The organism is Burkholderia sp. LMU1-1-1.1, from assembly GCF_040675865.1.
GTDB lineage: Bacteria > Pseudomonadota > Gammaproteobacteria > Burkholderiales > Burkholderiaceae_D > Rugamonas.
The window spans coordinates 131,419-157,850 of sequence record NZ_JBEGHG010000008.1; the positions used below are offsets into that span (position 1 = coordinate 131,419).

Genomic DNA, 26,432 nt, shown 5'->3' on the forward strand with positions numbered 1-26,432 from the left:
AGCGGACGGATCTCGGATGACTAACATGGCAAGCAGGTCCCGGTTGTTCCAGCGCGCGCGCCTGTGCGGTATTGTGCTGGCGGTGTCGCTGACAGTGTCGGCGTGCGGCTTCCACCTGCGCGGCGACGGCGGCCACTACACGCTGCCGTTCCCGACGATGTATGTGGGGCTGCCCGAGTCGTCCCCGCTGGCGGTCGATTTGAAGCGCAACATCAACGCCAACGGCAGCACCACCGTGGTCAAGACGGCGAAAGAGGCCGAAGGCATCATCGAGGTGATTTCCAATCCGGAGCACACCAAGAGCAAAACCATCCTGTCGCTGAACAGCAATGGCCGCGTGCGGCAGTACCTGCTTCAGTACAGCATCGTGTTTCGCGTGCTGGACAAGCAGGGCGCCGTGCTGCTGCCGCCGACGGCGATCGCGCTGAGCCGCCCGATCGACTTCAACGAAACCCAGCTGCTGGCCAAGGAGCAGGAAGAGGCCTTGCTGTACAAGGATATGCAGACCGACCTGGTGCAGCAGATGATGCGCCGTATCGCCGCCATCAAAATGACGCGCATGTCGGTGCCCGCATCTACGCCCGCATCTACGCCAAATCCGGCGCCGACCCAATCGGCACCGGCCGTGCCGATCCTGTAAGGGCGCGTTTATGCAATTGCGGTTGGAAGCGCTGGACGGGCATTTGACGAAGTCGTTGTCCCAGCTGTACGTCATCACCAGCGACGAGCATCTGCTGGCGCTGGAGGCGGCCGACAAGATCCGCCGCGCCGCGCGCGCGCAGGGCTATTCGGAGCGCGACGTGCTGACCGTCGAGCGCAGCTTCAAGTGGGGCGAGCTGCTGGCGGCCAACCAGGCGCTGTCGCTGTTCGGCGACAAGAAGCTGATCGAGCTGCGCATCCCGACCGGAAAACCCGGCAAGGATGGCGGCGCGGCGCTGCAGAACTACGTCAAGGATCTGAGTCCGGACAACCTGACCCTGATCACCCTGCCCAAGCTGGATTGGCAGACGCAAAAGGCGGCCTGGGTGGCCGCGCTGCAGCAGGCGGCGGTGTATATCGACATCGCCCAGATCGAACGGGCGCAGTTGCCCAACTGGATAGGCCAGCGCCTTGCCGCGCAAGGGCAAAGCGCCGACCGGCAAAGCGTCGACTTCATCGCCGACCGCGTCGAGGGCAACCTGCTGGCGGCGCACCAGGAGATCCAGAAGCTGGCCCTGTTGCACGAGCCGGGCAAGCTGACCTACGAGCAGGTGCACGACGCGGTGCTCAACGTGGCGCGCTACGACGTGTTCAAGCTCAGCGAGGCGATGCTGTCTGGCGATCCGGCGCGGCTGGTGCGCATGCTCGAAGGCCTCAAAGGCGAGGGCGAGGCGCTGCCGCTGGTGCTGTGGGCGGTGTCGGAGGAGATCCGCACGCTATTGAAACTGAAGTCGGGCATGGCGCAGGGCAGGCCGCTCGGCGCGCTGCTCAAGGAATACCGCATCTGGGGGCCGAAAGAGCGCATGATGGACCCGGCGCTGCGCCGCATCTCGCTGCCGACCTTGGAGGCGGCGATGAAGGACGCGGCGCAGGTGGACAAGATGATCAAGGGCCTGCGCGCCAAGGCGCACAACGGCGACGCCTGGGACGCCATGCTGCAGCTGGCATTGAAAGTGGCGCGCGGTTGAAGTTTGTCGCCTAAGAATGTAACGGACATCGTGGAATGAACATGGATATCAAGCACTACATGGAACAACTGGGCCAGCAGGCGCGCAAGGCATCGCGCGCGATGGCCCGCGCCGACAGCGCCACGCGCAACCGCGCGCTGACCCTGATCGCCGACGCCATCGAACGCGACGCCGACCAGCTGCGCGCGGCCAATCAGTTGGACATGGACGCGGCGGCCGCCAACGGCCTGGCGCCGGCCATGCTGGACCGCCTGGCGCTGTCGGACAAGGCCATCGCCACGATGGTCGAAGGCCTGCGCCAGATCGTCGCGCTGCCCGATCCCATCGGCGAGATCTCCGGTTTGAAATTCCGCCCGTCGGGCATCCAGGTCGGCCAGATGCGCGTGCCGCTGGGCGTGATCGGCATCATCTACGAATCGCGTCCCAACGTCACCGTCGACGCGGCGGGGCTGTGCATCAAGAGCGGCAACGCCACCATCCTGCGCGGCGGTTCGGAGGCGATCCACTGCAACCGCGCCTTGGCCAAGCTGGTCAAGGAAGGATTGGCGGGTGCCGGCCTGCCTGAGGACGGCGTGCAAGTGGTCGATACCACCGACCGCGCCGCCGTCGGCGCGCTGATCACCATGCCGCAGTATGTGGACGTGATCGTGCCGCGCGGCGGCAAGGGCCTGATCGCGCGCCTGATGGAAGAGGCGACCGTGCCGATGATCAAACACCTGGACGGCATCTGCCACGTCTACATCGACGCCAAGGCCGATCTGAAGAAGGCTTTGGACATCGGCTTCAACGCCAAGTGCCACCGCTACGGCACCTGCAACACGATGGAAACCCTGCTGGTCGCGCGCGCGATCGCACCGACCGTGCTGCCGCAATTGGCCGCGCTGTACGCGACCAAGGAGGTCGAGCTGCGCGCCGATCCGGAAGCGCTGGCGATCCTGTCGGCGGCGGGCTACCCGCACCTGGCGGCCGCCACCGAAGAAGATTGGTCGACCGAGTACCTGGCCGCGATCCTGTCGGTGAAAATCGTCGACGGCATCGACGAGGCGATGGAGCACATCAACCAGTACTCGTCCAAGCACACCGAATCCATCATCACCGAGGATCACAGCGACGCCATGCGCTTCCTGCGCGAGGTCGATTCGGCGTCGGTGATGATCAACGCCTCGACGCGCTTCGCGGACGGCTTCGAGTACGGTCTCGGCGCCGAAATCGGCATCTCGAACGACAAGCTGCACGCGCGCGGCCCGGTCGGACTGGAAGGTTTAACGTCGTTGAAGTATGTGGTGTTCGGTCACGGTGAAGTTCGTCAATAAAGGATAGCTATGCTCTGGATTAAAGCGCTGCACATTTTCTTCGTCATCTGCTGGATGGCCGGGGTGTTCTACCTGCCGCGCATCTTCGTCAACCTGGCGATGGAAACCAACACCGCCTCCACCGAGCGCCTGACGCTCATGGCGCGCAAGCTGTATCGTTTTTCGATGTGGTTGTCGGTGTTCGCGGTGGTGTTCGGCGCGATCCTGGTCTACATGCAGTACGGCGCGAAAATGCCGGGCTGGATGCACGCCAAGCTGCTGCTGGTGGTGCTGGTGATCGGCTATCACCACGCCTGCGGTTCGATCCTGAAGAAGTTCGAAAAGGGCGTCAACACGCGCAGCCACAAGTGGTTCCGCGTCTTTAATGAAGTACCGGTGTTCATGTTGCTGGCCATCGTGATCCTGGTTGTCGTCAAACCGTTCTGATCGGAGCATCATGAGCAAAGTCTGTCAGTATTTTTTCGCCATCCATTCGCCTTGGACCTATCTGGGACATGAGCGTTTCGTCGCCATGGCGCGCCGGCACGCGGTGCAGATCGAGGTGCGTCCCTTCGATCTGGGCAAGGTGTTCGGTGTATCCGGCGGCCTGCCGCTGGCCAAGCGCGCACCGCAGCGCCAGGCTTACCGCCTGGTCGAACTGACGCGCTGGTCGGAGTTCCTCGGCGTGCCGATGAACGTGCAGCCGAAGTTCTTCCCGGTGTCGCCGGATCTGGCCAACCGCATGGTGATCGCCGCGCGCCTGACGCACGGCGTCGACGTCGCGCTCGAACTGGCCGGCGCCATCATGCGCGGTCTGTGGGCAGAGGAGAAGAACATCGGCGACGAGGACACGCTGGCGCAGATCGCCGGCGGCTGCGACCTCGATGGCCGCGCGCTGATCAAATCGTCGGAGACGGCCAGCGTGCAGGCCGAATACGACCGCAATACCGAGGACGCCACCGCAGCCAATGTATTCGGCTCGCCGTGGTATGTGCTCGATGGAGAAAGCTTCTGGGGCCAGGATCGCCTGGACTTCCTCGAGCGCGCAATGCAGAAGTAAAGCAGTAAAGAGTTTTGGTTTTTCAACGGACAAAAGGTACACCTATGGCATCCTATTTTTGCCCATGCCCGCGCGGCATGGAAGCGGCACTGGCCGAAGAACTGGGCGAAATCGCCCTCCTCAGCACCACGATGAAGGTGCACAACCAGGTCCCCGGCGGCGTGCACTGCTCCGGCGACCTGCTTGATTCCTACCGCATCAACCTGCACTCGCGGATCGCCTCGCGCGTGCTGATGCGCATGGCCGTCACCGGCTACCAGAACGAGAACGACATCTACGACCTGGTATTGGCGCAGCAGTGGGAAGACTGGTTCACCTACGACCACACGATCCGTGTCGACGTCACCGCCGTCAAATCCCCGCTGAAAAGCCTGGAGTTCACCACGCTGAAAATCAAGGACGCGATCTGCGACCGCTTCCGCGACCAGTTCGACAAGCGTCCTTCGGTCAACACCAAGGAGCCGGACATGCGCATCGTCGGCTTCCTCGACGCGCGCCAGTTCATCATCTATCTGGATACCTCGGGCGAGGCGCTGTTCAAGCGCGGCTGGCGCGAGGAGACCGGCGACGCGCCGCTGCGCGAGAACCTGGCCGCCGGCCTGCTGCGCGTGTCGGGCTGGAAGCCGGGCATGCCGCTGTTCGACCCGATGTGCGGCTCCGGCACCATCCTGTGCGAAGCGGCGCAGATGGTGCAGGGCATCCCGCCGGGCGCGCGCCGCCGTTTCGCCTTCGAAGCCTTCAACGACTTCGATCCGGCGCCGTGGAACGAGATGAAGAATTCGATCAAGGCCAATCCGCTGCCGGAATCGCCGACCATCTTCGGCTCCGACATCTCGGGTGACATGGTAGCGATGACCCGTCATAACCTGAAGTGCGCCGGCATCATGTTCGACGTGCCGCTCAAGCAGATCGAGGCGCAGGAAGTGAAGGCGCCGACCGAGCAGCCGGGCATCCTGCTGACCAATCCTCCGTACGGCGAGCGTATCGGCGTGCGCGGCGACAGCTCGCTGCCGGAGGACGAACTGGCCAGCGGTTTCTATTCGGCGTTGAGCACCACGCTCAAACAGCGCTTCGCCGGTTGGACGGTGTTCCTGTTCACCGCCGACCTGGGGCTGCCGAAGATGCTGCGGTTGAAGGAATCGCGCAAGACGCCGTTCTTCAACGGCGCGCTCGAATGCCGTCTGTTCCGCTTCGATATGGTGGCGGGCTTCAACCGCCGCGAAGCAGCCAAGCCTAAAGAAGTTTAAGAAGTCCGCGTCGATGCGGCACTGAACCCGCAGGTGTGAGCAGCGGGGTGGGGTGCAAGCCGGCGCCTCACCCGGAAAGCGCCGCATGTTCCCCACACCTCCCGCCAATCTCCCGCCCGATCCCGTCGCGGAGATCCCGCCGCCGCCGCCGTCGCACATGAAGGTGCTCAGCGCCGCCGGGCTGGCGACCATGCTGGCCGCGATGTCGATGCTTGGGCCATTCTCGATCGACGCCTACCTGCCGGCCTTCCCCAACATCCAGGCCTCGCTGGGCGCCACCCCGCTGGAGGTGCAGCAAAGCCTGACGTTCTACATGCTGGCCTTCGCCGCCATGGTGCTGTGGCACGGCGCGCTGGCCGACGCCTTCGGGCGCCGCAACGTGGTGCTGGTGTCGCTGGTGATGTTCGCCATCGGCACGCTGGGCTGCGCCTCCGCGCACACGGTGCATTACCTGTGGGTGTTCCGCGTCATGCAGGGCGTGTCGGCCGGCGCCGGGGTGGTGGTGGGGCGTGCCATCATCCGCGACCTGTACGATGACGCCGCCGCGGCGCGCTTGCTGTCGATGGTGACGATGATCTTCTCGATCGCGCCGGCCATCGCGCCCATCCTCGGCGGCTGGATCGTCACCTTGTTCGACTGGCGCGCGATCTTCCTGTCGCTGCTGGGCTACACGATCCTGCTGTTCATCTATTGCTACCGGCGCCTGCCGGAGACGCTGCCGCCGCACAAGCGCCAGCCGTTCAATCCGCGCTACCTGGTGCGCAACTATGGCGACATCCTGCGCTCGCCGCTGTTCCACATGAAGTCCGGCGTGGTGGCGCTCAACTTCGCCGGTCTGTTCGTGTATATCGCGGCGGCGCCGGAATTCCTGCCCAAGCACCTCGGTCTGGGACCGTCGCAATTCGGCTGGCTGTTCATTCCGGCGGTGTCCGGGATCTTCCTGGGCGCACTGGCGGCCAACCGCATGGCCGGCAAGATGACATTTTCGCGACAGATCGGCATCGGCTTCTGTTTCCTGATCGCGGCCCCGGTCGTGAACGTTTTGTACCATCTGTGGCTGCCGCCGGCCCTGCCCTGGTCGGTGGCGCCGCTGCTGTTCTACAACTTCGGCATGTCGGTCGTGGCGCCCGCCGCCACCCTGCTGGCGATGGACCTGTTCCCGCACATCCGGGGCACCGTGGCCTCGTGCCAATCGTTCGCGCTGACCTTGCTCGGCGCGCTGGTGGCGGGCGTGATCGCGCCGTTCCTATCACACTCCGTGCTCTGGTTAGCCGCCGGACAGCTGGCTTTTAGTGCCTCTGCTCTCGTTTTGTGGTTGACGTCGCGCCATTACCGGCGCATGCTTCTACGCCATCCAGGTTAACACTTATTTACTGTGGGAAATTGAATTAGTTTAGAATGAAAGATTGATATCTGCTTGATAGCTGCTAAGTTATCATGATACTTTATGCTAATATAACTTTTCCAGACGTAATTTCAAGCCAAAAACCTGCCTGAAATACTGATGAAAAAATAACTTTTTGCGGTACTGAGCCGTTGAGTACCTCCCCTTATTCGACGACCACTGGCGGCAAAGCTGGATACGATGCATCAACCTGACCATGATATTCGCAATCGATTGCTGATTGCCCGTCTGCCGGCCATGCCGCAGATACTCATTAAGTTGATCGAGCACTTGCAGGCGGACGACGCCGGCATGCCGGAGCTCGCCGCATTGATTGCCAAGGACGCGGCGATGACCAGCAAGATCCTCACCGTCGCCAACAGCTCGGCCTTCCACCGCAACGCCCGCACGGTCGGCCTGGAGCAGTCGCTGGTGTCGCTCGGCACCGACATGATCAAGACGCTGGTGATCAGCGAATCGGTGTTCCAGACCTTTAACAGCTTCCCCCATTCCGGCAGCACCGACTTGCGCGGCTTCTGGAAAGGTTCGCTGACGACCGCCGTCATCGCGCGCGACATCGCCCGCAAGATGGAGTATCCGCACGTCGAGGAAGCCTATCTGGCCGGCCTGCTGCACAACGTCGGGCGCCTGGCGCTGCTGGCGACCGCGCCCAAGGAATACGGCTTTAACTTCATGGCGCGCGACGACGAGGACCTGTGCGCCGTCGAGCAGCGCACCTTGCAGATCACGCACTCGGAGGCGGGCGCCTGGTTGATCGAGCGTTGGCACCTGGACTCCTTCCTGGCCGACAGCGTGCTGTATCACCACGAGCCGCTGGCGCGCCTGGAGTCTTCGCATCCGCTGATCCGCATCGTGCGCCTGGCGCACCTGCTGTGCAGCCACGACGACCAGCAGGAGGCGATCGAGAACGGCGCGCATCTGTGCGGGCTCGATGGCGAGGTGCTGGAGCAAATCGTCAACAACGCCGCGCGCCAGGTGGAAAAGTCGGCCGATTACCTCGGCATCGATTTGACCGGCGTCGACGACGTGCCGGTGCCGCCCGCCTACGCGCCGCCGGTGGTCGATCCGGTGCAGCAGCGCCTGTCCGAGGAGGTGCGCAACATGGTGCTGGTGTCCGAGATGGGCCAGTCCTTCGCGCGCCAGAACGGCGAGGCAGGCCTGCTCGAATCGATGACGCGTTCGGCGCGCATCCTGTTCGATTTCGAGAACGCGCTGGTGTTGCTGGAGAATCCGACCGGCCACGCGCTGCACGGCACCGCGACCGGCGACCAGCAACTGCGTTTTTCCGAATTCATCATCCCGCTCAACAAGGGCGGTGTGGTGGCGGCGTGCGCGTTGGAGCGCAAGCTGGCCATCATCAGCCGCGATGGCCAACAGCAGCCGCCATTGAGCGTGGCCGAGGACCAGCTGTTCCGCATCCTCGGCACCGAGTGCATGGTATGCCTGCCGCTGGTGGCCAACCAGCGCTGCCTCGGTGTGCTGATCGGCGGCGCGCCGGCCTGGCAGATGGCCAGCTACCAGAAGCGCGCGCGCTTCCTGCAGTCGTTCGGCACCCAGGCGGCGGCCGCGCTGGAGACGGCGATCAGCGAGCGCGGTCACGCCAAGCGCCAGATCGCCCACGTCGCCGAGGAGTACCGCGAGGCGTCGCGCCGCGTGGTGCACGAGGTGAACAACCCGCTGTCGATCATCAAGAATTACCTGTCGGTCCTGGACAGCAAGCTGGCCAGGCGCGAGCCGGTGGTCGGCGAGATGTCGATCCTGAACGAGGAGATCGACCGTGTCGGACAACTGATCAACGGCCTGGCCGATCTGCAGCCGACCGAAACGACGCGCGCCACCGATGTCGCGCGCGTGGTCGACGACGTGCTGCGCCTGTTCCGCGCCACCGACTTCGTGCCGGCGTCGGTGCAGATCGTGGTGCGCATGCAGGAGGAGCCTGCCGACATCGAGGGCGACGCCGACCTGCTCAAGCAGATCCTGGTCAACCTGATCAAGAACGCGGTCGAGGCTATGCCCGACGGCGGAAAGATCGAAATCGCCAACCGCGGCCACGTCAACCGAGAGCGCAAGCTGTATCTGGAGCTGGTCGTCGGCGACACCGGCCCGGGGCTGTCGGCCGACGTGCTGGCCAACCTGTTCTCCCAGGTGCGCAGCACCAAGGAAGGCCCGCACCATGGCTTGGGCCTGTCCATCGTCCACGGCCTGGTGAAGAAGATGCAGGGCCTGATCACCTGCCGTTCCGGCAAAGCGGGAACCACTTTCGAAATTTTGCTGCCTGCCCGTAGCAGCCCCAGTCCCGTCGGCGGCGTGCAAACGCGGTTGATGGATTCAGTTTAAGGCCATGATGAACCTGACTCCCGCCGGCCACGCCGCCCCAGAAACGAGTTCGGACGACCTGACCCCCGTCGCCCACGCCACCGACAATTGGCCACGCATCCTGCTGGTGGACGACGAGCCCCGCCTGCTGTCGTCGCTGTACGAACTGCTGCGCGACCGCGACTACCAGCTGGTGACCGCGACCTGCGGCAGCGAGGCGCTGGTCCAGCTGACCAAGCTGAAATTCGATCTGATCCTGCTCGACCTGCGCCTGCCCGACATGAGCGGCCACGAGATCATGGACTTCATCAACGCCAAGGGCATCGACGGCGACGTCATCGTCATGAGCGGGGAGGTCGGCATCGACGCCGCCATCGGCGCGCTCAAACGCGGCGCCTACGACTACCTGCGCAAGCCTTACAGCCGCGAGGAGCTGCTCAAGACGGTGGAGAACGCGCTGCAGAAGCGCCGCCTGGCGGTCGACAACGAGCGCATCGCCTCCAAGCTGGAAAACTCGGAGAAGATGTACCGCTACCTGGTCGACAGCTCGCCGGACATCATCTACACGCTCAACCACGAAGGCAAGTTCACCTTCATCAACGACCGCGTGCAGCAGCTGTTGGGCTTCACCCGCGAAGAGCTGATCGGCAAGCACTATTCGGTCGTGGTCCACGACGAGGACCAGGAGCGCGCCCGCTACGCCTTCAACGAGCGCCGCGTCGACGAACGGGCCTCGCGCAACGTCGAACTGCGCCTCAAGTGCAACACCGGCGGCGGCATCGAGCGCACCTTCAACAACACCTTGATGACGATTTCGCTCAACGCGATCGGCATGCACGTCCCCGACCACAGCGTCAAGAAACATGAATTCTTCGGCACCTACGGCGTCGCGCGCGACATCACGGACCGCAAGCGCGCCGAGGAAGTGATCTCCTACCAGGCCTACCACGATATCCTGACCGACCTGCCGAACCGCATGCTGTTCAAGGACCGTCTGGGGCTGGCCGTGATCCAGGCCAAGCGCAAACTGACCGAGCTGGCGGTGATGTTCATCGACCTTGACCGCTTCAAGCTGGTCAACGATACGCTGGGTCACGTCAAGGGCGACGAACTGCTGCAGCAGGTGTCGCAGCGTTTGAAGGTCTGCCTGCGCCGGGGCGACACCCTGGCGCGCCAGGGTGGCGACGAGTTCACCATCGTGCTGCCGGAGCTGCGCGACCGCCAGGACGCCAAGGCTATCGCCGACAAGTTCCTCGAAAGCCTGCACGAGCCGTTCGACCTCGATGGCCACGAGGTGCACATCTCGGCCTCGATCGGCATCGCCATCTATCCGGGCGACGGCGAGACCATCGACGAGCTGCTGCGCCACGCGGACATCGCCATGTACCAGGTCAAGGCGCTGGGCAAGAACGGCCACAGCTTCTATCACGACTCGATGCTCGACGTGTCGCACCAGAAGATCGCGCTGGAACAAAGCCTGCGCAAGGCGCTGGAGCTCAACGAGCTGGAAATGTACTACCAGCCGCAGCTCGACGTGGCCACCGGCCGCATCATCGGCGCCGAGGGCCTGATGCGCTGGAACCATCCGCAGCGCGGCTTGCTGTCGGCCGGCGAGTTCTTGCCGTTCGCCGAGGAAAACGGCTTGATGCTGCCGATCTCGGACTGGATGCTGGGCGCCTTGTGCCGCGACCTGCTGCAATGGAACGCCGCCGGCGGCGAGGCGATACGCCTGTCGCTGAACCTGTCGCCGCAATACCTGGACCGGGGCGACTTCTTCGAGAAGATGCGCGGCGCGCTGACGCGCTACGGCATCTCGCCGGCGCAGATCGAAGTGGAGATCACCGAGAACATCTGCATCCGCAATCCGCAGTACGCGATCGAGCAGTTGAACAAGCTTTGCCAACTGGGCGTGTCGGTGGCGATCGACGATTTCGGCACCGGCTATTCGTCGCTGTCGTATCTGCACCGCTTCCCCATCCACACCATCAAGATCGACCAGTCGTTCGTCAAGGAGATCCACGACGAGAACGGCCACTATCCCGTGATCCTGGCGATCATCTCGATCGCGCGCGGCCTCGGCCTGCACCTGGTGGCGGAAGGCGTGGAGACCGACGTGCAGGCGCGCTACCTGCAGGCCAACGGCTGCACCACGATGCAGGGCTATCTGTACCACCGCCCGATCTCGCTGCTCAGTTTCATCGACGTGCTGCAGGACCAGAACCGCTTGTCGGCTTCTTCCTCGCCGTCGCCCAACGCCCCCAACGCTAACCTTGCGCCGGCTCCAGACACCCAACCGGCCATGGTCGCAATCCAGGCTTGAACAATCAGTGAAGCAGTATGACGAAATACACGCCTGACGGACCCGATGCCAATAAAAGCGGCACTTACACAGCCGAGTTCCTGCGCGTGAAGCAGCAAGCCGAACGTGGTATCGCCAACGCCCAGCATAGCCTGGGCTTTATGTACTTCAACGGCCAGGGCGTGGCGCAGAGCTTCGAGCTGGCGGTGGTGTGGTACCGCCAGGCGGCCATGCAGGGGCTGGAGCACGCCCAGTACAACCTGGGCGTGATGTTCCAGAAGGGCCAAGGCGTCGAGCAGAATTACGAGGAAGCGGCGGCGTGGTACAAGCTGGCCGCCGAGCAAGGCTACGCCGCCGCCCAATACAACCTGGGTTGGCTGTACGCCAAGGGCCAGGGCCTGGAGGCGGACGCGCAGAAAGCCATGCACTGGTTCAGCAAGGCCGCCGAGCAGGGCGACGCCGGCGCGCAAAACAATCTGGGCATGATGTACGACACCGGCAAGGGCGTGCCGCAGGATTTCAAGCAGGCCATCGCCTGGTACCGCAAGGCGGCGGAGCAGGGTTATGCACGCGCGCAATTCAACCTCGGCCTGCGCTACGACAATGGCCAGGGCGTGCCGCAGGATGTCGGCCAGGCGATGTCGTGGTATCGCAAGGCGGCCGACCAGGGTTACGCGCCGGCGCAGTTCAATCTGGCGCTGCGCTTCGACAAGGGCGACGGCATCGCGCAGGACAGCCAGAAGGCGATCCTGTGGTATCGCCGCGCGGCGGAACAGGATCACGCCAGCTCGCAGTTCAATCTGGGTCTGATCTACGACAACGGCCAGGGCGTGCCGCGCGACGAGCAGAAGGCGCTGGACTGGTACCGCAAGGCGGCCGAGCAGGGCCACGCCGGGGCGCAGAACAACCTGGGGCTGCGCTACGACCACGGCCAGGGCGTGCCGCAGGATTACGATCAGGCGCAGCGCTGGTACCGCAAGGCGGCGGAGCAGGGCTATCCCGGCGCGCAGTACCATCTCGGCCTGCTGTACGACGCCGGGCATGGCGTGCCGATGGATCATCAGGAAGCGATTTTCTGGTATCGCAAGGCGGCCGACCAGGGCCACCTGCGGGCGCAGTTCGATTTGGGCCTGCGCTACGAGACGGGCCGCGGCGTGCCGAAGGATCTGCGCAAGGCGATGCTGTGGTACCGGCGCGCGGCCGAACAGGATTACGCGGCGGCGCAGTACAACCTCGCGCTGTTGTTCGATAACGACGAGGGGCCGCAGCCGGACAGCGCGCAGGCCAACGGCTGGTATGCGAAGGCGGCGGCGCAGGGACATACGTTGGCCCAGTTCGCGCTCGGTCTGCGCTACGACAATGGCCAGGGCATGCCGCAGGATTACGCGCAGGCGCACCATTGGTACTCGCAGGCGGCCGGGCAGGGGCACTTGCGCGCGCAGTTCAATCTCGGGTTGATGTATCTGGTGGGGCAGGGCGTACGGGCCGATGTCACGCAGGCGTGGTTATGGCTGGCGATGGCGGAACGCGGCGGCTTCGGCGCCGCCGAGCGGTATTTGAAAACGGCGGCGTCGCGCATGGACAGCGAACAGCTGGCGCAGGCGCGCCAGCGGTTGCAGGCGCCGCACCTCACGTAAGCTTGCGACGGCGCGGCGCCTGACGTAAGCTGGCGACCATGAACGATCTCGAATTTGCCGAGCTAGCCTCCGCCCGCATCGCGTCGCTATACGGCGTCGCCAAACGCAGCCAGCATCAATTCCCGGCGCACGCGCTCATTCAGACGCGGGCGCTTGCCAGTTTGTGCTGCGACATGCTCTATCCTTACGACGGCGATTGGAAGCTGGGCCTGGAGGGAAAGATCAATGTGCTCGTCAAGTCGCATCTGATCAACCCGGACATTCAAGAACTGCTGCACAAGTTACGGCGTTGGGGGAACTCGGCAGCGCATCCGGAGGAAAGCCTGCGGAGTGAGGAGCAACTGCAAGCCATGGCCAATCAGGCGCTCGTCGACGTGTTGGCGCTGATTGAGGTTGTATTTCGTCAGAAGAATCGCGGGGCTACAGTACCTGACTACCTTATCGTCGATGAAAGCCCGGACGAAGTGGGCGAGGTGTGCTACCGGGCCTTGTTTGAAAACCGCGCCACAGACCAGTACCGGGCCGGCATGCTGCTGCTGAAGCGGTCGACGTCCAAGTTCGCCGAAGCGACGCAAACGGAAGTCGACGCGATGAAGGACCGGGCGCTTGACCTGCTTCGCTACGCCAGCGATGCTGGCTACGCCCCGGCGCGCTACCAATATGGCCTCGCATTGTCAGAGGGAAAAGACGGAAAAGAGAATATTGGGCGGGGCGTCCATCTGATCGCGATGGCCAGCCAGGATGGCGACATAGACGCGCTCGCATGGTGCGGCCGCTCGGCGCTGCTCGGCCTGCATGACGAACCGGTTGACCATGAGCGGGCCAGGGACTATTTAGAGCGCGCGGCCGCTGAAGACCATCCACTGGCACTCGTTCTCCTTTCGACGATCTATCGGGAAGGGCTGGGCGTGGCGGCCAACGCCAAGACCGCGTTTGATTTGACGTTGCGCGCCGCGGAAGCCGGCTACCCCATCGGCCAATATCAAGCGGGCCAGGCTTTGTATCACGGCGAAGGGGTGGCGGCGAACGAAGCTGCGGCGCTCACCTGGCTACAACGAGCAAGTGATGCTGGCCTTCACATCGCCCAGCGTGCGGTTGGCGTCCTCATCCGCAAAGGTTCATTGCCGGGAGGATTCTCCAGGGCGGAAGAGTTCCTTCAACGCGCTATGCCTAAGGTCAACCAGGCCCACCTGGACCTAGCCGACCTGTATATGTCGCGGGAGGAGCCGGGGAGATGGATCGAAGCGCTCGCGCTGGTACAGAAAGCTTTCGAAATCGCGGTCGGCGACAACGACGAGGCGACCACCAGTCAAGCGCTTCAGATGGCACCGCCTTTGATCGACGGACTGATGGCGGCGCGAGCCAGGATGTCCGTTAAAGAGCTCGAGAATTTCGCGTTGACGCGCCTCTTGTTCGACGAACTGGGACGGCCGTACCCGAACCGCGAACAGCGCGTGCGTGATTTCGTCACCAACGCAATATCGTTGTCTCAAATCAAAAGCAACAACGTCAAGGAAGAAACAAGCGGGTTGCCAGCGTCTGTCAAACAGCGAATCGCCAACGAAAAGGTTGGCCGCAACGAGCTTTGCTCTTGCGGTAGCGGGAAAAAGTATAAGGCCTGCTGCGGCTTATAGACTAGTGCCGGGGCAGCTACTCGCAGACATGTGGCCTACCCGGTAATGCTGTTCTCCCGGTCTGACGTCGATGGGTTGCGCATCGCGCCACAAACAAAACCGCACGACGGTCCACGCCACCGGTTCGAAACCGATCACCACCGCCAGCGCGCCGCGTTCGCGCGCGTCCCGCGCCCACCCTTCCTCCTGTTCGCGTAGGATGGCCAGATTGCTGTACGGGGCGATCGTCTGCACGCTGCGCGTCGCATGACGTGCCGCGCGCACCTCGGCGCCCACATTGGCATGCCATGGCGTCCAGGTGCGCACCGAGGGCCAGCCGAAGGCCCGCGCCACGCCGGCGAATCCCGGACCGTTAAGAAAACCATGCATCGACTCTTCGTCGCGCCAGAGGTAGAACGGCGCGTACAGGTTCTCGGCCGACTCGCCGCGCTCCGAGTGCAGATAGGCCTTGAACGCGAGTCCCGGCAGATCGTCGAGCAGCGGTCCCTTGGTGGCGATGCGCCCCCGCACGATCGCCATGTCGTAGTCGGCCGGCAGCACGAAGCTGTACTGCATCGCGATCACGATCCAACTCCCCGCAGCAGCGGCGCCGCCGGCGCGCCGCCGCTGAACGACCACTCGTCGCCGAGCGTGGTGGTGATCACCACCATCACATCCCTCGGGTTGATCCCCGGCGTCTCGGCCAGCCGCTGCACCAGCCTGCGGTAGAACGCCTGCTTGAGCTCAGTGCTGCGCGGCTTGCCGGCGGTGATGGCGATCAGAACGAAGTCGTCCGAGCGCGGACCGCCCTCGCTTTCATAATCGCGGTCGAAAATCAGTTCGTTCGGCTCGTGCTGGTGGATGACCTGGAAGCGGTCCGTTGGCGGCACGTTGAATGCCTCCACCATGGCGGCGTGCAGGCTGTCGCCAAGCGCGCGCAAATAGTCGGGCGATTTTCCTTTTAGCAGGGAGATGCGGCTCATCGGCATGGTGTCCTCCGTTTGTTTGATTGACAGCTTCACGATACAGGACTAATTTAGTACTGAAAATCAGGAATATTTTGATGAATAGTTCGATAAATCAGGATGGTTATGCGAAAGATCACCTTCGACCTTGATGTGCTGCGCACCTTCGTCACCGGTGTGGAGCTGGGCAGCTTCGCCAAGGCGGCCGACCGTCTGGGGCGGTCCACCTCTGCCGTCAGCGCCCAGTTGAAAAAACTGGAGGACCAGCTCGACGCGCCGGTGCTGCGCAAGGCCGGGCGCGGCATGGGGTTGACGTCGGCGGGCGAGATGCTGCTGGCCTACGCGCGTCGCCTGCTGGAATTGAACGATGAGGCGGTGACGGCGTTGCGCGGCGCCGATCTGGCGGGCAGCGTGCGGCTGGGCATGCAGCAGGACTTCGGCGAGCATCTGCTGACCGAGGTGCTGGGTCGTTTCGCCCGCGCGCACGCGCAGATCAGCATCGAGGCGCGGGTCGGGCGCAACGCGCAATTGATCGAACAAGTGGGGGCCGGCCAGCTCGATCTGGCGCTGGTCTGGGACCGCGTCGGCGACTGGCCGTACGCGCATCGCCTGGGGCAGCTGCCGATGCGCTGGCTGGCCGGCGCGCATGCCGAGCTGCCGGCGCGTGACGACGGCACGCCGCTGCCGTTGGTGATGCTCGACGCGCCTTGCCTGATGCGGTCGGCGGCGATCGACGCGTTGGACCGGGCCGGCATCGCCTGGCGCATCGCTTTCACCAGCACCAGCCTGTCGGGTATCTGGGCGGCCGTCGCGGCGGGCCTGGGCGTGACGGTGCGCACGTCCGTCGGCATGCCGGCCGGATTGCGCCTGCTCGATCCGGCGTCGCTGCCGCCTTTGCCCCATATCGGCCTGAGCCTGCTGCAATCGGAGGCGCAGCTCAAGCCGGTGGCGCAGCGTTTGCGCGAGATCGTGCTGGAAGCGGTGGCCCCGGCATTGGGCTGACCCTGGAGACCGCGAGAACACCTAATCGGCCATGTATGCGTCGCCGACGGAGCATCCGTGGCCGATTACGCTTCGCTAATCCGCCCTACGGATCTCTATATCACGTAGCGTGACTATTGGAGAGATTTCCCGCGCCACAAACCCCTATAATTGCCGCGAAGAAATTTACTTGCAAAATATTAATTTGCAGATGACTTTGGTCCATCCACCACTTAGGGGCAACATGAACACTCTCAATTCCGGCAAATTGCTGGCCGCCGCGCTGATCGTTTCGGCCTTGGCCGGCTGCGCCACCGAATCGTCGCGCGCCATCGCCGTGCCAGCCGCCGCCAGCGCCGCGCGCCCGTACGCCGGCCCGCGCACCCTGGTCGCCGTCGGCAAATTCGACAACCGCTCCAGCTTCATGCGCGGCATCTTCTCGGACGGTGTCGACCGCCTGGGCAGCCAGTCGAAAACCATCCTGATCGCGCAACTGCAGCAGACCAACCGCTTCAACGTGCTCGACCGCGACAATATGTCCGAGCTCAAGCAGGAATCCGAGTACAAGAAGCAGGGCCAGAACATCAAGGGCGCCGATTTCATCATCACCGGCGACGTGACCGAGTTCGGCCGCAAGGAAGTGGGCGACCATCAATTGTTCGGTATCGCCGGCCGCGGCAAGACCCAGGTCGCCTACGCCAAGGTGACGCTCAACGTGGTCAATATCGCGACGTCGGAAGTGGTGTACTCGACCCAGGGCGCTGGCGAATTCAGCCTGTCGAACCGCGAAGTGCTCGGCTTCGGCGGCACCGCCAGCTACGACGCCACGCTCAACGGCAAGGTGCTGGACCTGGCGATGCGCGAGGCGGTCGACCGCCTGGTCTCCGGCGTCGAAGCCGGCGCCCTGACCCTGCCGAAACAATAAGGACCGCCATGAAACCGACGAAGAACTTCAAGCGCGCGGCGATGCTGGCGCTGGCCGCCGCCGTGCTGACCGGCTGCGCCACGCCGCCCAAGACCATGTACCAGTGGGAAGGCTACCAGCCGCAGGTGTACCAATACCTGAAGGGCGAGAGCCCGGAGCAGCAAATCGCCGCGATGGAAAAGGACTTGCAAACCATCAGCGCCAAGGGCAACAACGTGCCGCCGGGCTTCCACGCCCATCTGGGCATGCTGTACTCGGTGGCGGGCAAGCCGGACCAGGTGGTGACGCAGTTCGAGGACGAGAAAAAACTGTTCCCGGAATCGGCCGCGTATATGGACTTCCTGCTGGGTAAAATGAAAAAGGGTGAGAAATTATGATGTCGCGTTTCCTGAAACTGGCCGCCTGCCTGGCGCCGGCGGTCTTCCTGTTCGGCTGCGCGACCAAGGCGCCGTCGTATGACTACACCGCGTTCAAGGCGGCCAAGCCGCGCTCGATCGTGGTGCTGCCGCCGCTGAACAATTCGCCCGAGGTCAACGCCGGCAACAGCGTGTACGCGCAGGTGACGTATCCGCTTGCCGAGGCCGGGTATTACGTGCTGCCGGTGGCAGTCGTGGCGGAGACCTTCAAGCAGAACGGTTTGACCGGCGCCGCCGACATCCAGGGCGTCGATCCGAAGAAGCTGCAGGAGATCTTCGGCGCCGATGCCGGGCTGTACATGACCATTTCCAAGTACGGCTCCACCTACAACGTCATCAACAGTGTGGCGGTGGTCGCGGTCGACGCCAAGCTGGTCGACCTGAAAACCGGCACGGTGCTGTGGACGGGCTCGGCCAGCGCGTCGGACAACGAAGGCGGCAACAACAGCGGCGGCGGCCTGATTGGCGCGCTGATCACGGCGGCCGTCAAGCAGATCATCAACACCACCACCGACGCGTCGCACCCGGTGGCGGGCGTGGCCAACGCCCGCCTGCTGAGCGCGGGCTACAGCAACGGTCTGCTGTACGGACCGCGCTCGAAGAACTACGCGACGCAGTAATTACTTCGCGCAGTAATTACTTCGGGTAGTTACTTTTTGATCCGCACCCCGGCCAGCTGGGCCACGCCCGCCAGGGTGGTCTGCGCCGCGTTCAAGCCCAGCAGGAAGTCCTTGTCCGAAAAGTTGGCGTACAGGTCGGTCGGCTGGTGCCAGTGCGGGTCCCAGCCGGAGCCGATCTGCTGGCCGCGCTCGTTCTCGCGCAGCGAAATCGACGGCACCAGATCCATGAACGGCGTCGAATCGGTGTTGGTCATGTGGAAGCCGACGGCGGCCGGATAGTGGGTCGCGTACTTGTCGTTGGCGGCGCGGAAGGCCCAGGCCAGCTTGGCCGAGGCATCGGCCTGCTTCGACACCGACTGGTATTCGATGTTGACGTCGGCCTCCAGGCGCTGTTCGGGCGGTGCCACGAACACCGGCTTGCCATGCTCGTCGACCACCGGCTTGCCGTAGCCGTCGATCTTCTGGAACGGCATGCCGTGATCGAACAGCATCATGTCGTGCTGGATCATGCCCAGCCATTTAGGCTCCGGATACTTGCCCGATCCCTTGGGCGATTCGATCCCCTGCAAGTCCTTGCGCTGGTTGACGTAGGCGGTCGCGCCGTTCAAGCCGGTCTCCTCGTTGTTCCACAAAATGAAGCGGATCGAGCGGTCGGTCTCGACGCCGGGCGCGCTGAAGATGCGCGCCAGTTCCATCACCAGCGCGGTGCCGGAGCCGTCGTCGTTGGCGGCCTCGCCGAAGCCGATGCCGTCCATGTGCGCGCTGACGATGTACATCTCCTCCGGGTGCTTGCTGCCGACCTTGGTGCAGTAGACGTTCTCGCGCTGCGAGGTGCCGACCGGCGTTTGTTCCGCGTTCAGGGCGCGCAGCTTCTCGTCGGGCTGGGCCATCGGATCGGTGTTGACGCCGGTGGCGATGCGGTTGCCGAACAAGGTGCTGCCGCCCTGGCCCGGTGGGCCGCCGGCGCCGCCGCTCGGAATGCCGGGCGGCCGCTTGGGCGCCGGAGCGCCGGGCGCCGCTTGCGTGTACTGGTATTGCAGGCGTTCGGTGTTGGCGCAGCCGTAGGACTTCAGCTGCGCCTCGATCCAGTCGAGCGCCTGGCGGTTGCGCTCCGTCCCCTGGCGACGGTCGCCGAAGCGGGTCAGGCCTTTGATGGTGGCCTTGTATTTTTCCAGATCGAGCTGGCCCACCAGCGAGGAGATCGGGTCGGCGGCGGCCGCCGTCGGGGCTGGAGCCGGAGCCTGGGCTTGGGCGGCGCACCCGGCGCAGGCCAGCGCCATGCTCAATGCTACTACTGGTTTCATGGATTTCCTCTCGGCAGGGTCAATAAGCTCTGCCATTCTGCATCACACCGCAGGATTTGAGAAGTTATCTCTCTTGGAACCGTGGCAGCTTGTCCAGCGTGATGACGTCCGGATGGTTGTAGACCTTGCGCTTGTGGGCGTTGGTGTTGAAGTGTTCGCCGGTCCAGAAATTGTTCGGCGAGCTCACGCCGGCCGGGCCGTCGCCGTCGTTCCAGGTCATGAACCACAGCCACCACGCGCCGTCGGCCCGCATCTTGTCCGGGTCCGGGATGTAGCTGTTCTCGGTCAGCGCGATTGGTTTCTGCTCGGCCGAGACTTGCGCCGTTTGCCGGTACTTGGCGATCTGCGAGCCGTAGGTCTTGTTGTCTGTGTCGTCGTAGATGTCGAAGCTGGCGATGTCGACCACGTCGTCGCCGGGATACCAGGCCGGGTCCTGGCCGTTCCATACCCAGATCAGGTTGTGGATGCCGTGCACCTTGACCAGGCGGTCGTACATGTGGCGCCAAAGCAGGATGTTGGCGTAGGCCTGCGGCACGCCGTCGGCGCGCGCGCGTCCCCACCAGAACCAGCCGTCGCCGTTGTTGCCCGAGGCTTCGTGTAGCGGACGCCACAGCACGGTCACGTTGGCGTCGGACAGGCGTTTGAGCTGCACCGCCACCAGGTCGATGCCATCGTTGATCTGCTGATAGGCAGGGCTGGCGGTGTCCAGCGCGCCGTTGGCGACCGGGATGGTGAATGTGGTGTTCTTGCTTGTGTCCGGCTCGCGCACATAGAAGCGCGCCTTATCGACCTGTGCGGTCTTCAGCAGCGAAGGATCGCGCCAGTGCCAGTGGAAGGTCACCAGGCCGCCCTTGTTGGCGAAGGCGATCGCCTCTTCGGTCTGGCGCTGGCCCGCATGCGGGGCGGTCATGCCGTAGTCCATGAAGTCGAAACCCATGAGCGCCGGGTATTTGCCGGTGTCGGCGTGGACGCGTTCGGCCATGTCGATGGAATCGTTCCAGGACAGGTCGGTTTGCCCCGCGATGATGCTTTTGCCCCAGATGCCGCGCAGCCAGGCATAGGTGGCGCGGGTCTTGGCGTTGGCATCGGGATCGACCGGCGCCTCCCGGGTGGCGACGGTGGGCGCGCTGGTGCGGTTGTCCGGACAGAAATTGCGCGCCACGCAGTATTGACCTTTCTCGAACGACCAGCGGCCGTTGTCGTTGCCGCACAGGGGCCAGGATTTGCCGTTGATCGTGCAGCTTTCCGCGGCGGCGGCGGCGCCCGACAACGTCAGCATCGCCGACAGGGCTAGCAGTTTGATGGCCGCGGTGGCGGAAGATGGCATCGGAGTTCCTGTTGGTTGAGTGGTCAGCCCACAATGTAGCCGCGCCTGGGGAGCATTTCAACCGGGACAGGTTTTTGGGTGCTTGTTTAGCCGAGATGACGCGCATGTTTAACGCGGCGCGTTCCGCTGTGCCTTGGGGGGCGCCACATGATACTCGCGTTGCTGGCGCTTTGCGGCCCACCGCCCGCCGCATGCGATATATATAATCGACAACAATTTCCCCACATCAGGATAGTCATGAACAGCCCTTCGTTCCGGTTCACCGTAGGCCGTAGTCTGGTCGTGTTGTCGCTGTGCGCGCTAAGCGTCGCGCCGGCGTGGTCGCAAACCGAATCGGCGCCGCCGGCTGAGCAGGTCGAGGCCGTCGCGGGTGAGGGCGTCATTGCGGAGACCATCCTGGTGGCGGGGCAGCGGCCCGGTCCGGGGCTGTGGAAAGTGTCGAAGGGCGATCATGTGCTCTGGGTGTTCGGCACCTACTCGCCGCTGCCGAAGAAAATGGAATGGCGCTCGCAGGAAGTGGAAACCATTCTGGCGCAGTCGCAGGAATATCTGCGGCCGCCTGGCGCGACGGCCGACGTGGGATTTTTCCGCCAGATGACGCTGCTGCCGTTCGCGATCGGCTTCAAGAAGAATCCGGATGGCGCCGAGCTCAAGGATCTGCTGCCGGCGCCGGTCTACGCGCGCTGGCTGGTGCTGAAGAAAAAGTACATCGGCGACGACGACGGCATCGAGCGCGAACGGCCGATCTTCGCCGCCGACACCTTGTTCCGCAAGGGCCTGGAGCAGGCCGGCCTGGGCTCGGGCGGACGCGAGGTGCGCGAGACGATCGAAAAGCTCGTCAAGAAAAACAAGATCAAGATGACGTCGACCGAGGCCAAGCTGGAGATCGACGATCCGGTCAAGATGCTCAGGGAGTTCAAGAAGGTGCCGCTGGACGACGTCGCCTGTTTCTCCAACACGATGGCGCGGCTGGAAGACGACATCGACGCCATGCGCGTGCGCGCCAACGCCTGGGCCAAGGGCGATCTCGAGGCGATCCAGAAGATCAGCTACGCGGACCGCGACGGCGCCTGCGATTCGGCGGTTCTCAACAGCGCCTTGCTCCAAAGCCGGCCGGGGTTGAAGTCGGTGCAGCAGAAGATTCAGGATAGCTGGGTGGCGGCCGCCGAGAAATCGCTGGCGGCCAACGCCTCCACTTTCGCGACGTTGCCGGTGAAGGATTTGCTGGACCCCAAGGGATTTGTCGCGGCGCTGGAGGCGAAGGGGTATGTGGTGCAGAAGCCGGAGTAACTTCCTGCTCCTAGGTCTAAATCAATACTGGCCCGAACAGTCTGACCTACGCTTTGAATTCTGGCGGTTTCCAGAAGGCAAGTCGCAACAAAGGAGGTTCAATGACTGCAGCCAATTTCATACACAAGCCCGACCACACGCGTCTGCCGCGGAGCGACAAAGAACTAAGTGGCGCAAAATGGGCGCAACAGTTCCCCGGCGGGACTCGTATTAGCGACCTGGCTGGTACTTTCCGTCATGCAGTAGACGATTTCGTTTGTGCCATGACTGAAGCAGGTATCAAAGTGAAAATTGATGCGACATACCGGCCTTTCCCGCGCTCATACATGATGCACTGGTCCTGGCGAATAGTGAACGACGGGGTTGATCCGGCGACGATACCGGCAATGGCAGGTGTGGAAATCGAATGGCAACACCCAACTTCTGCGGCCTCGCTGAAAGCAGCGAATGACATGGTAGACGCGTTGTCTATACGCAGACTTCGAACTCAACCGGCTCTTCGATCTCAACACAATTTGCGTTTGGCCATCGACATGTCGCTGTCTTGGAGCGGGACGGTATCGGTGATGGATGCGAGCCGCAGACTCATTCACATCGCCAGCTTGCCACGCACCGGCATGAATCGACAACTGATCGAAATCGGTGCTACCTATGGTGTGAAGAAATACGTGGGCGGTAGTAAGGACGTGCCGCATTGGTCTAACAATGGACGCTAGTTGAGGGAGCGATTATGGGAATGAAGACAGTGGCATTGGTTGCCTGTTTTTTCGTGTCCACTGCGGCGCTCGCCAAGGGACCAATACCGAAAGATGTGCGAGCCTTCATCGAGAACGCCGAGGCGTGCGAGCACTTCGCCGGGGAATTTGATGGTGGCCTTAGTAAGCAGCGACAAAAGGAAATTGAGCGCGGTGTGGTTCGGTACTGTCAACCTGCTCAAAAACAGCTCAAGCGACTTACTGAAAAATACAAGAATGACCCGAAGGTCACGGAAATCATTCGCAGCCACGCAAATGATTCGGTCACCAGTTTCAGATGAGTGGTCCACGGACTATCCAGTCGAATCCACGTGATTAGTTTGGGAAGTTGTCAACAGTGCGTAAAGCCGCGTAGAATACGGCCAACGCGGGTGTAGCTCAATGGTAGAGCAGAAGCTTCCCAAGCTTACGACGAGGGTTCGATTCCCTTCACCCGCTCCAGATCCCATTGCGTCCCCACTGATTGCCTCTCCAATACGCCCAAGGCTGCTTCGCCACGGGTGTTCATACTATTCATCGTTTCACGAAACGTGAACATGGCGTAAGTAGTGAACGAGAACTTCTCGCACGTTGCGCATCACATCAAAGCAGTCTTTAATATGATGCCACGGTATTAAAGAAAACTTTAATTGCGCTGAAGAGACCTATGGGACGGCCCCCAAACGAAACAAGGCCGGCCACATGGGGCCGGCCTTGCCGTCAAATCACGCCAACGCTGATTACGTCAGTATCGCGATCAGGATGATGATGGGCAGTGGGATGCCGAGCAGCAGTAGCAGTATCGAGCGCATAGTATTCTCCTTGGATTAGATGACGGTGCGCGTGACGACACGCGCGTGATCGCGGTTGCGGCCGCCGATGGTGGCGCACAGGCTGGCGACGAAGGCGCCCAGCAGCAGCGCGAAGGTCATCCACAGTGCCGAACGGGCTGCCGCCTTGCGTGCCGCTTCGGCCGCCGCCATGGCCTTGGCTTTCACTTCCGCCGCCGCCTGCTTGGCTTGCGCATAAATCGCATCGACGCGCTGTTCCGCCTCTGGTTGCGACAGGCCGCTGCGTTTGGCCACCAGCTGCGCCATATACGTGCGGTCGTCGGCGCTGATTTTGCCGGCCGCCAGGTCGGCGACCAGGATGCGGGTGATCTCTTCACGTTCCGATGCCGTGGCGCCCTGGCCGTTCGGCGAACGCAGAAGCATGTCGGCGAAGTAGTCGTTCGAGCGCGGGTTGTCGGCAACGGCCGATGCTCCCGTCGCCAGTGCCGGTGCCGCAGCGGCGCCGGCGTCGATGGTGCCGCTGAGGACAGCGCGCGCGCCGCCCGCCAGTACCGCCACCGTGATCAAGGTCGCCACCGCCCATGCCAGCAGGCCGTGCGCGGTATCGCGGAAGTGCACTTCGTCGCCATGGATGCTGGCCCATTTGACGCGCAGCCGGCCGGCCACGTAGCCGCCGATGCCAGACGCCGCCAATTGCGTGAAGGCGATCCAGACGATCGCGGCGACGCCCAGCGGCGCGGCGTTGTACTCGTACGGCGAGACCGACGACAGGCCGAGGCCCATGCCGAGCATCAGCAGGAGGAAGGAGAGCGCGGCGGCTGCGGCCGCTCCGGCGAAGATGGCGCCCCAGGAGACGCCGGAGGCGTAGCCGTCGTCGCCATCGCGGCTGACCACCGCGCCTGGTGTGAATGGTTGAGTCTGCATGATTTTTCCTTATGATTGTTGAACAACACGGAACCGATCATGCGCCAACCGGCCCGAGCCCAATGTGAGCACTCGCACTGATGCACTGTTTTCGTGCGGATTTTGTTGCTAGCTGCTTGCCGTTGTGACTTGCCGTATACTAAAAGGTTGAAATCGCCTTACACCACCCCGGAAAATCCCCCATGAATTCAGTCGGCCCGAAACAGCGCCTGTCCACTCGTCTTGCCTTTCTTGCCGCCGGCCTGGCCATGTCGGCCTGGGCGCCGTTGGTGCCGTTCGCCAAGGAGCGCCTGGCGCTGGGCGAGGCGGACCTGGGCCTGCTGCTGCTGTGCCTTGGCGCCGGTTCGCTGATGGCGATGCCGGTGACCGGCTTGCTGGCGTCGCGCTTCGGCTGCCGCGTCGTGGTGCTGGTGTCGGGCGCCTTGGTGTGCCTGGTGCTGCCAGGGTTGGCGATCGCGCCCACGCCGATGCTGCTGGGGGCCACGCTGTTCGCGTTCGGCGCGGCGCTCGGCACGCTCGACGTGGCGATGAACGTGCAGGCGGTGATCGTCGAGCGCGAGAGCGGCGGGGCGCTGATGTCTGGCTTCCATGGACTGTTCAGTGTCGGTGGCTTCATCGGCGCCGGCTTGATGGCGCTGATGCTGTGGGCGGGCATGACCCCGGTCGGCGCCAGCGTGGCGGTGTCGTTGCTGGTGGCGCTGTCGCTGTTGGCCGGCGCGCCGCATCTGTTGCGCGAGCCCGATGCGGCCGATGGCCACGGGTCGATGGTCGTCGTCCCGCACGGCGCGGTGATCTTCATCGGCGTGCTGTGCTTCCTCTGCTTCCTGGCCGAGGGGGCGATCCTCGACTGGAGCGCCTTGTTGCTGACGTCGGAGCAGGGCATGGACGCCACCCGCGCGGGCCTGGGCTATGCGGCCTTCGCGGCGGCGATGACGGTGGGCCGGCTGACCGGCGACCGCGTGGTCAGCCGGCTCGGTGGCAAACGCGTACTGCTGCTGGGCGGGCTGTGTGGCGCGGCGGGCTTCTTCGCCGCAGTGCTGGCGCCCTCCGCGCCGCTGGCGCTGGTGGGCTTCCTGCTGGTGGGGCTGGGCGCGTCGAACGTGGTGCCGATCCTGTTCACCGCCGCCGGCAACCAAAGCGCGATGCCGGCGGGGCTGGCGATCGGCGCCATCACCACCCTCGGCTATGCGGGCATTCTCGCCGGGCCGGCGGTGATCGGCTTTGTCGCCCACGCGGTCAGTTTGAACCTCGCCTTCGCCGGCTTGGGCGGCGCGATGCTGGTGATCGCGGCCAGCGCCAAGCTGGGCGCCGCGCGGGCCTGACAACGTCCGAAACCACTCCGAACAGCCAATCAACAAGAAAAACACCGATAGGGTGATTTTTAGTTTGACATCCCGATTGATAACTCGGTATTATGAAATCGATTTCAAGGCGAAGGAAAACGATTGCACCTTATTTGAAAACGTTTTCATTTTGTCTTTGAGCAGCATGCAAAAGTTTCATGTAGTCCAGTGTTGTCTGTGGTCTTATGGCTCCTCGTCCTCCAAGTCGAGGGGCTTTTTTTTGAACTAAAATATCTTCGGTGGGACTAACTTCGAAACCAGGTCGCGGCGCTGTGT

24 protein-coding genes and 1 tRNA gene are annotated in these 26,432 nt (G+C 63.5%); 20 read left to right on the forward strand and 5 right to left on the reverse strand.

Features of this window, described 5'->3' with window-relative positions; genetic code table 11:
• Positions 1–25 precede the first annotated feature (25 nt).
• The 11 genes from lptE to MRBLMU1_RS09385 all read left to right on the forward strand — a co-directional run bounded on the left by lptE (position 26) and on the right by MRBLMU1_RS09385 (position 14,557).
• Positions 26–640 (forward strand): LPS assembly lipoprotein LptE, encoded by a 615-nt coding sequence (lptE, locus tag MRBLMU1_RS09335; protein WP_363500011.1) that lies wholly within the window; start codon positions 26–28, stop codon positions 638–640.
• A gap of 10 nt (positions 641–650) precedes the next feature.
• The gene (gene holA / locus MRBLMU1_RS09340; protein ID WP_315220164.1) at positions 651–1,667 is read left to right on the forward strand and encodes a DNA polymerase III subunit delta; all 1,017 of its coding nucleotides are present in this window, start codon (positions 651–653) and stop codon (positions 1,665–1,667) included.
• 41 nt (positions 1,668–1,708) lie between these two features.
• On the forward strand, positions 1,709–2,980 hold the full coding sequence (locus tag MRBLMU1_RS09345; protein WP_363500014.1) for a glutamate-5-semialdehyde dehydrogenase: 1,272 nt from the start codon (positions 1,709–1,711) through the stop codon (positions 2,978–2,980).
• 9 nt (positions 2,981–2,989) lie between these two features.
• Positions 2,990–3,406: a CopD family protein gene (locus MRBLMU1_RS09350; protein WP_363500016.1), complete on the forward strand. Its 417-nt coding sequence runs from the start codon at positions 2,990–2,992 to the stop codon at positions 3,404–3,406.
• A 10-nt stretch (positions 3,407–3,416) separates the two neighbouring features.
• The gene (locus MRBLMU1_RS09355) at positions 3,417–4,019 is read left to right on the forward strand and encodes a 2-hydroxychromene-2-carboxylate isomerase (protein WP_363500018.1); all 603 of its coding nucleotides are present in this window, start codon (positions 3,417–3,419) and stop codon (positions 4,017–4,019) included.
• A 44-nt stretch (positions 4,020–4,063) separates the two neighbouring features.
• Positions 4,064–5,266: a THUMP domain-containing class I SAM-dependent RNA methyltransferase gene (locus MRBLMU1_RS09360; RefSeq protein ID WP_414646052.1), complete on the forward strand. Its 1,203-nt coding sequence runs from the start codon at positions 4,064–4,066 to the stop codon at positions 5,264–5,266.
• 85 nt (positions 5,267–5,351) lie between these two features.
• Positions 5,352–6,629 (forward strand): multidrug effflux MFS transporter, encoded by a 1,278-nt coding sequence (locus MRBLMU1_RS09365; RefSeq protein ID WP_363500020.1) that lies wholly within the window; start codon positions 5,352–5,354, stop codon positions 6,627–6,629.
• A gap of 279 nt (positions 6,630–6,908) precedes the next feature.
• Complete coding sequence (locus MRBLMU1_RS09370; RefSeq protein WP_363500157.1) at positions 6,909–9,008, forward strand: HDOD domain-containing protein; 2,100 nt, start codon at positions 6,909–6,911, stop codon at positions 9,006–9,008.
• 7 nt (positions 9,009–9,015) lie between these two features.
• Positions 9,016–11,307, forward strand: a complete 2,292-nt coding sequence (locus MRBLMU1_RS09375) for an EAL domain-containing protein (protein WP_363500160.1) — start codon at positions 9,016–9,018, stop codon at positions 11,305–11,307.
• 17 nt (positions 11,308–11,324) lie between these two features.
• A complete protein-coding gene (locus MRBLMU1_RS09380; protein ID WP_363500022.1) occupies positions 11,325–12,923 on the forward strand; it encodes an SEL1-like repeat protein in 1,599 nt (532 codons plus the stop codon).
• Between the two features lie 38 nt (positions 12,924–12,961).
• A complete protein-coding gene (locus MRBLMU1_RS09385) occupies positions 12,962–14,557 on the forward strand; it encodes a DUF4145 domain-containing protein (protein ID WP_363500024.1) in 1,596 nt (531 codons plus the stop codon).
• On the opposite strand, the gene MRBLMU1_RS09390 is transcribed toward MRBLMU1_RS09385, so the two are convergent.
• Together MRBLMU1_RS09390 and MRBLMU1_RS09395 are read right to left on the reverse strand one after the other, a co-directional pair.
• Positions 14,552–15,112: a DUF4865 family protein gene (locus MRBLMU1_RS09390; RefSeq protein WP_363500163.1), complete on the reverse strand. Its 561-nt coding sequence runs from the start codon at positions 15,110–15,112 to the stop codon at positions 14,552–14,554. The genes MRBLMU1_RS09385 and MRBLMU1_RS09390 overlap by 6 nt on opposite strands.
• Positions 15,113–15,117: 5 nt before the next feature.
• Positions 15,118–15,525 (reverse strand): tautomerase family protein, encoded by a 408-nt coding sequence (locus MRBLMU1_RS09395; protein WP_363500026.1) that lies wholly within the window; start codon positions 15,523–15,525, stop codon positions 15,118–15,120.
• 102 nt (positions 15,526–15,627) lie between these two features.
• Between MRBLMU1_RS09395 and MRBLMU1_RS09400 the strand changes: the two genes are divergently transcribed.
• From MRBLMU1_RS09400 to MRBLMU1_RS09415, 4 genes are all read left to right on the forward strand, one after another.
• Entirely contained in the window at positions 15,628–16,503 is an 876-nt protein-coding gene (locus MRBLMU1_RS09400) for a LysR substrate-binding domain-containing protein (RefSeq protein WP_363500028.1), read from the forward strand.
• 223 nt (positions 16,504–16,726) lie between these two features.
• Positions 16,727–17,407, forward strand: coding sequence for a CsgG/HfaB family protein (locus tag MRBLMU1_RS09405; RefSeq protein ID WP_363500030.1), 681 nt, complete (start codon positions 16,727–16,729; stop codon positions 17,405–17,407).
• Positions 17,408–17,415: 8 nt separating this feature from the next.
• On the forward strand, positions 17,416–17,784 hold the full coding sequence (locus MRBLMU1_RS09410) for a DUF4810 domain-containing protein (protein WP_363500032.1): 369 nt from the start codon (positions 17,416–17,418) through the stop codon (positions 17,782–17,784).
• A complete protein-coding gene (locus MRBLMU1_RS09415; RefSeq protein ID WP_363500034.1) occupies positions 17,781–18,443 on the forward strand; it encodes a DUF799 domain-containing protein in 663 nt (220 codons plus the stop codon). Before MRBLMU1_RS09410 ends, MRBLMU1_RS09415 begins: the two co-directional genes overlap by 4 nt.
• Before the next feature lie 29 nt (positions 18,444–18,472).
• Here MRBLMU1_RS09415 and MRBLMU1_RS09420 read toward each other — a convergent pair whose 3' ends face one another.
• On the reverse strand, positions 18,473–19,747 hold the full coding sequence (locus MRBLMU1_RS09420) for a M28 family peptidase (protein WP_363500036.1): 1,275 nt from the start codon (positions 19,745–19,747) through the stop codon (positions 18,473–18,475).
• Positions 19,748–19,811: 64 nt separating this feature from the next.
• The gene (locus tag MRBLMU1_RS09425; protein ID WP_363500038.1) at positions 19,812–21,074 is read right to left on the reverse strand and encodes a glycosyl hydrolase; all 1,263 of its coding nucleotides are present in this window, start codon (positions 21,072–21,074) and stop codon (positions 19,812–19,814) included.
• Between the two features lie 237 nt (positions 21,075–21,311).
• On the opposite strand from MRBLMU1_RS09425, the gene MRBLMU1_RS09430 reads away from it, so the two are divergent.
• The 4 genes from MRBLMU1_RS09430 to MRBLMU1_RS09445 all read left to right on the forward strand — a co-directional run bounded on the left by MRBLMU1_RS09430 (position 21,312) and on the right by MRBLMU1_RS09445 (position 23,560).
• Complete coding sequence (locus MRBLMU1_RS09430) at positions 21,312–22,364, forward strand: TraB/GumN family protein (RefSeq protein ID WP_363500040.1); 1,053 nt, start codon at positions 21,312–21,314, stop codon at positions 22,362–22,364.
• A 101-nt stretch (positions 22,365–22,465) separates the two neighbouring features.
• Positions 22,466–23,080 carry a hypothetical protein gene (locus tag MRBLMU1_RS09435; RefSeq protein WP_363500042.1) on the forward strand — a complete coding sequence of 205 codons (615 nt, stop codon included), beginning with the start codon at positions 22,466–22,468 and terminating at the stop codon, positions 23,078–23,080.
• A 14-nt stretch (positions 23,081–23,094) separates the two neighbouring features.
• Positions 23,095–23,400 (forward strand): hypothetical protein, encoded by a 306-nt coding sequence (locus tag MRBLMU1_RS09440; RefSeq protein ID WP_363500044.1) that lies wholly within the window; start codon positions 23,095–23,097, stop codon positions 23,398–23,400.
• 86 nt (positions 23,401–23,486) lie between these two features.
• Positions 23,487–23,560, forward strand: a tRNA-Gly gene (locus MRBLMU1_RS09445).
• A gap of 365 nt (positions 23,561–23,925) precedes the next feature.
• Here MRBLMU1_RS09445 and MRBLMU1_RS09450 read toward each other — a convergent pair.
• A complete protein-coding gene (locus tag MRBLMU1_RS09450; protein ID WP_363500046.1) occupies positions 23,926–24,813 on the reverse strand; it encodes a hypothetical protein in 888 nt (295 codons plus the stop codon).
• Positions 24,814–24,995: 182 nt separating this feature from the next.
• On the opposite strand from MRBLMU1_RS09450, the gene MRBLMU1_RS09455 reads away from it, so the two are divergent.
• A complete protein-coding gene (locus MRBLMU1_RS09455; RefSeq protein ID WP_363500048.1) occupies positions 24,996–26,135 on the forward strand; it encodes an MFS transporter in 1,140 nt (379 codons plus the stop codon).
• Positions 26,136–26,432: the final 297 nt, after the last annotated feature.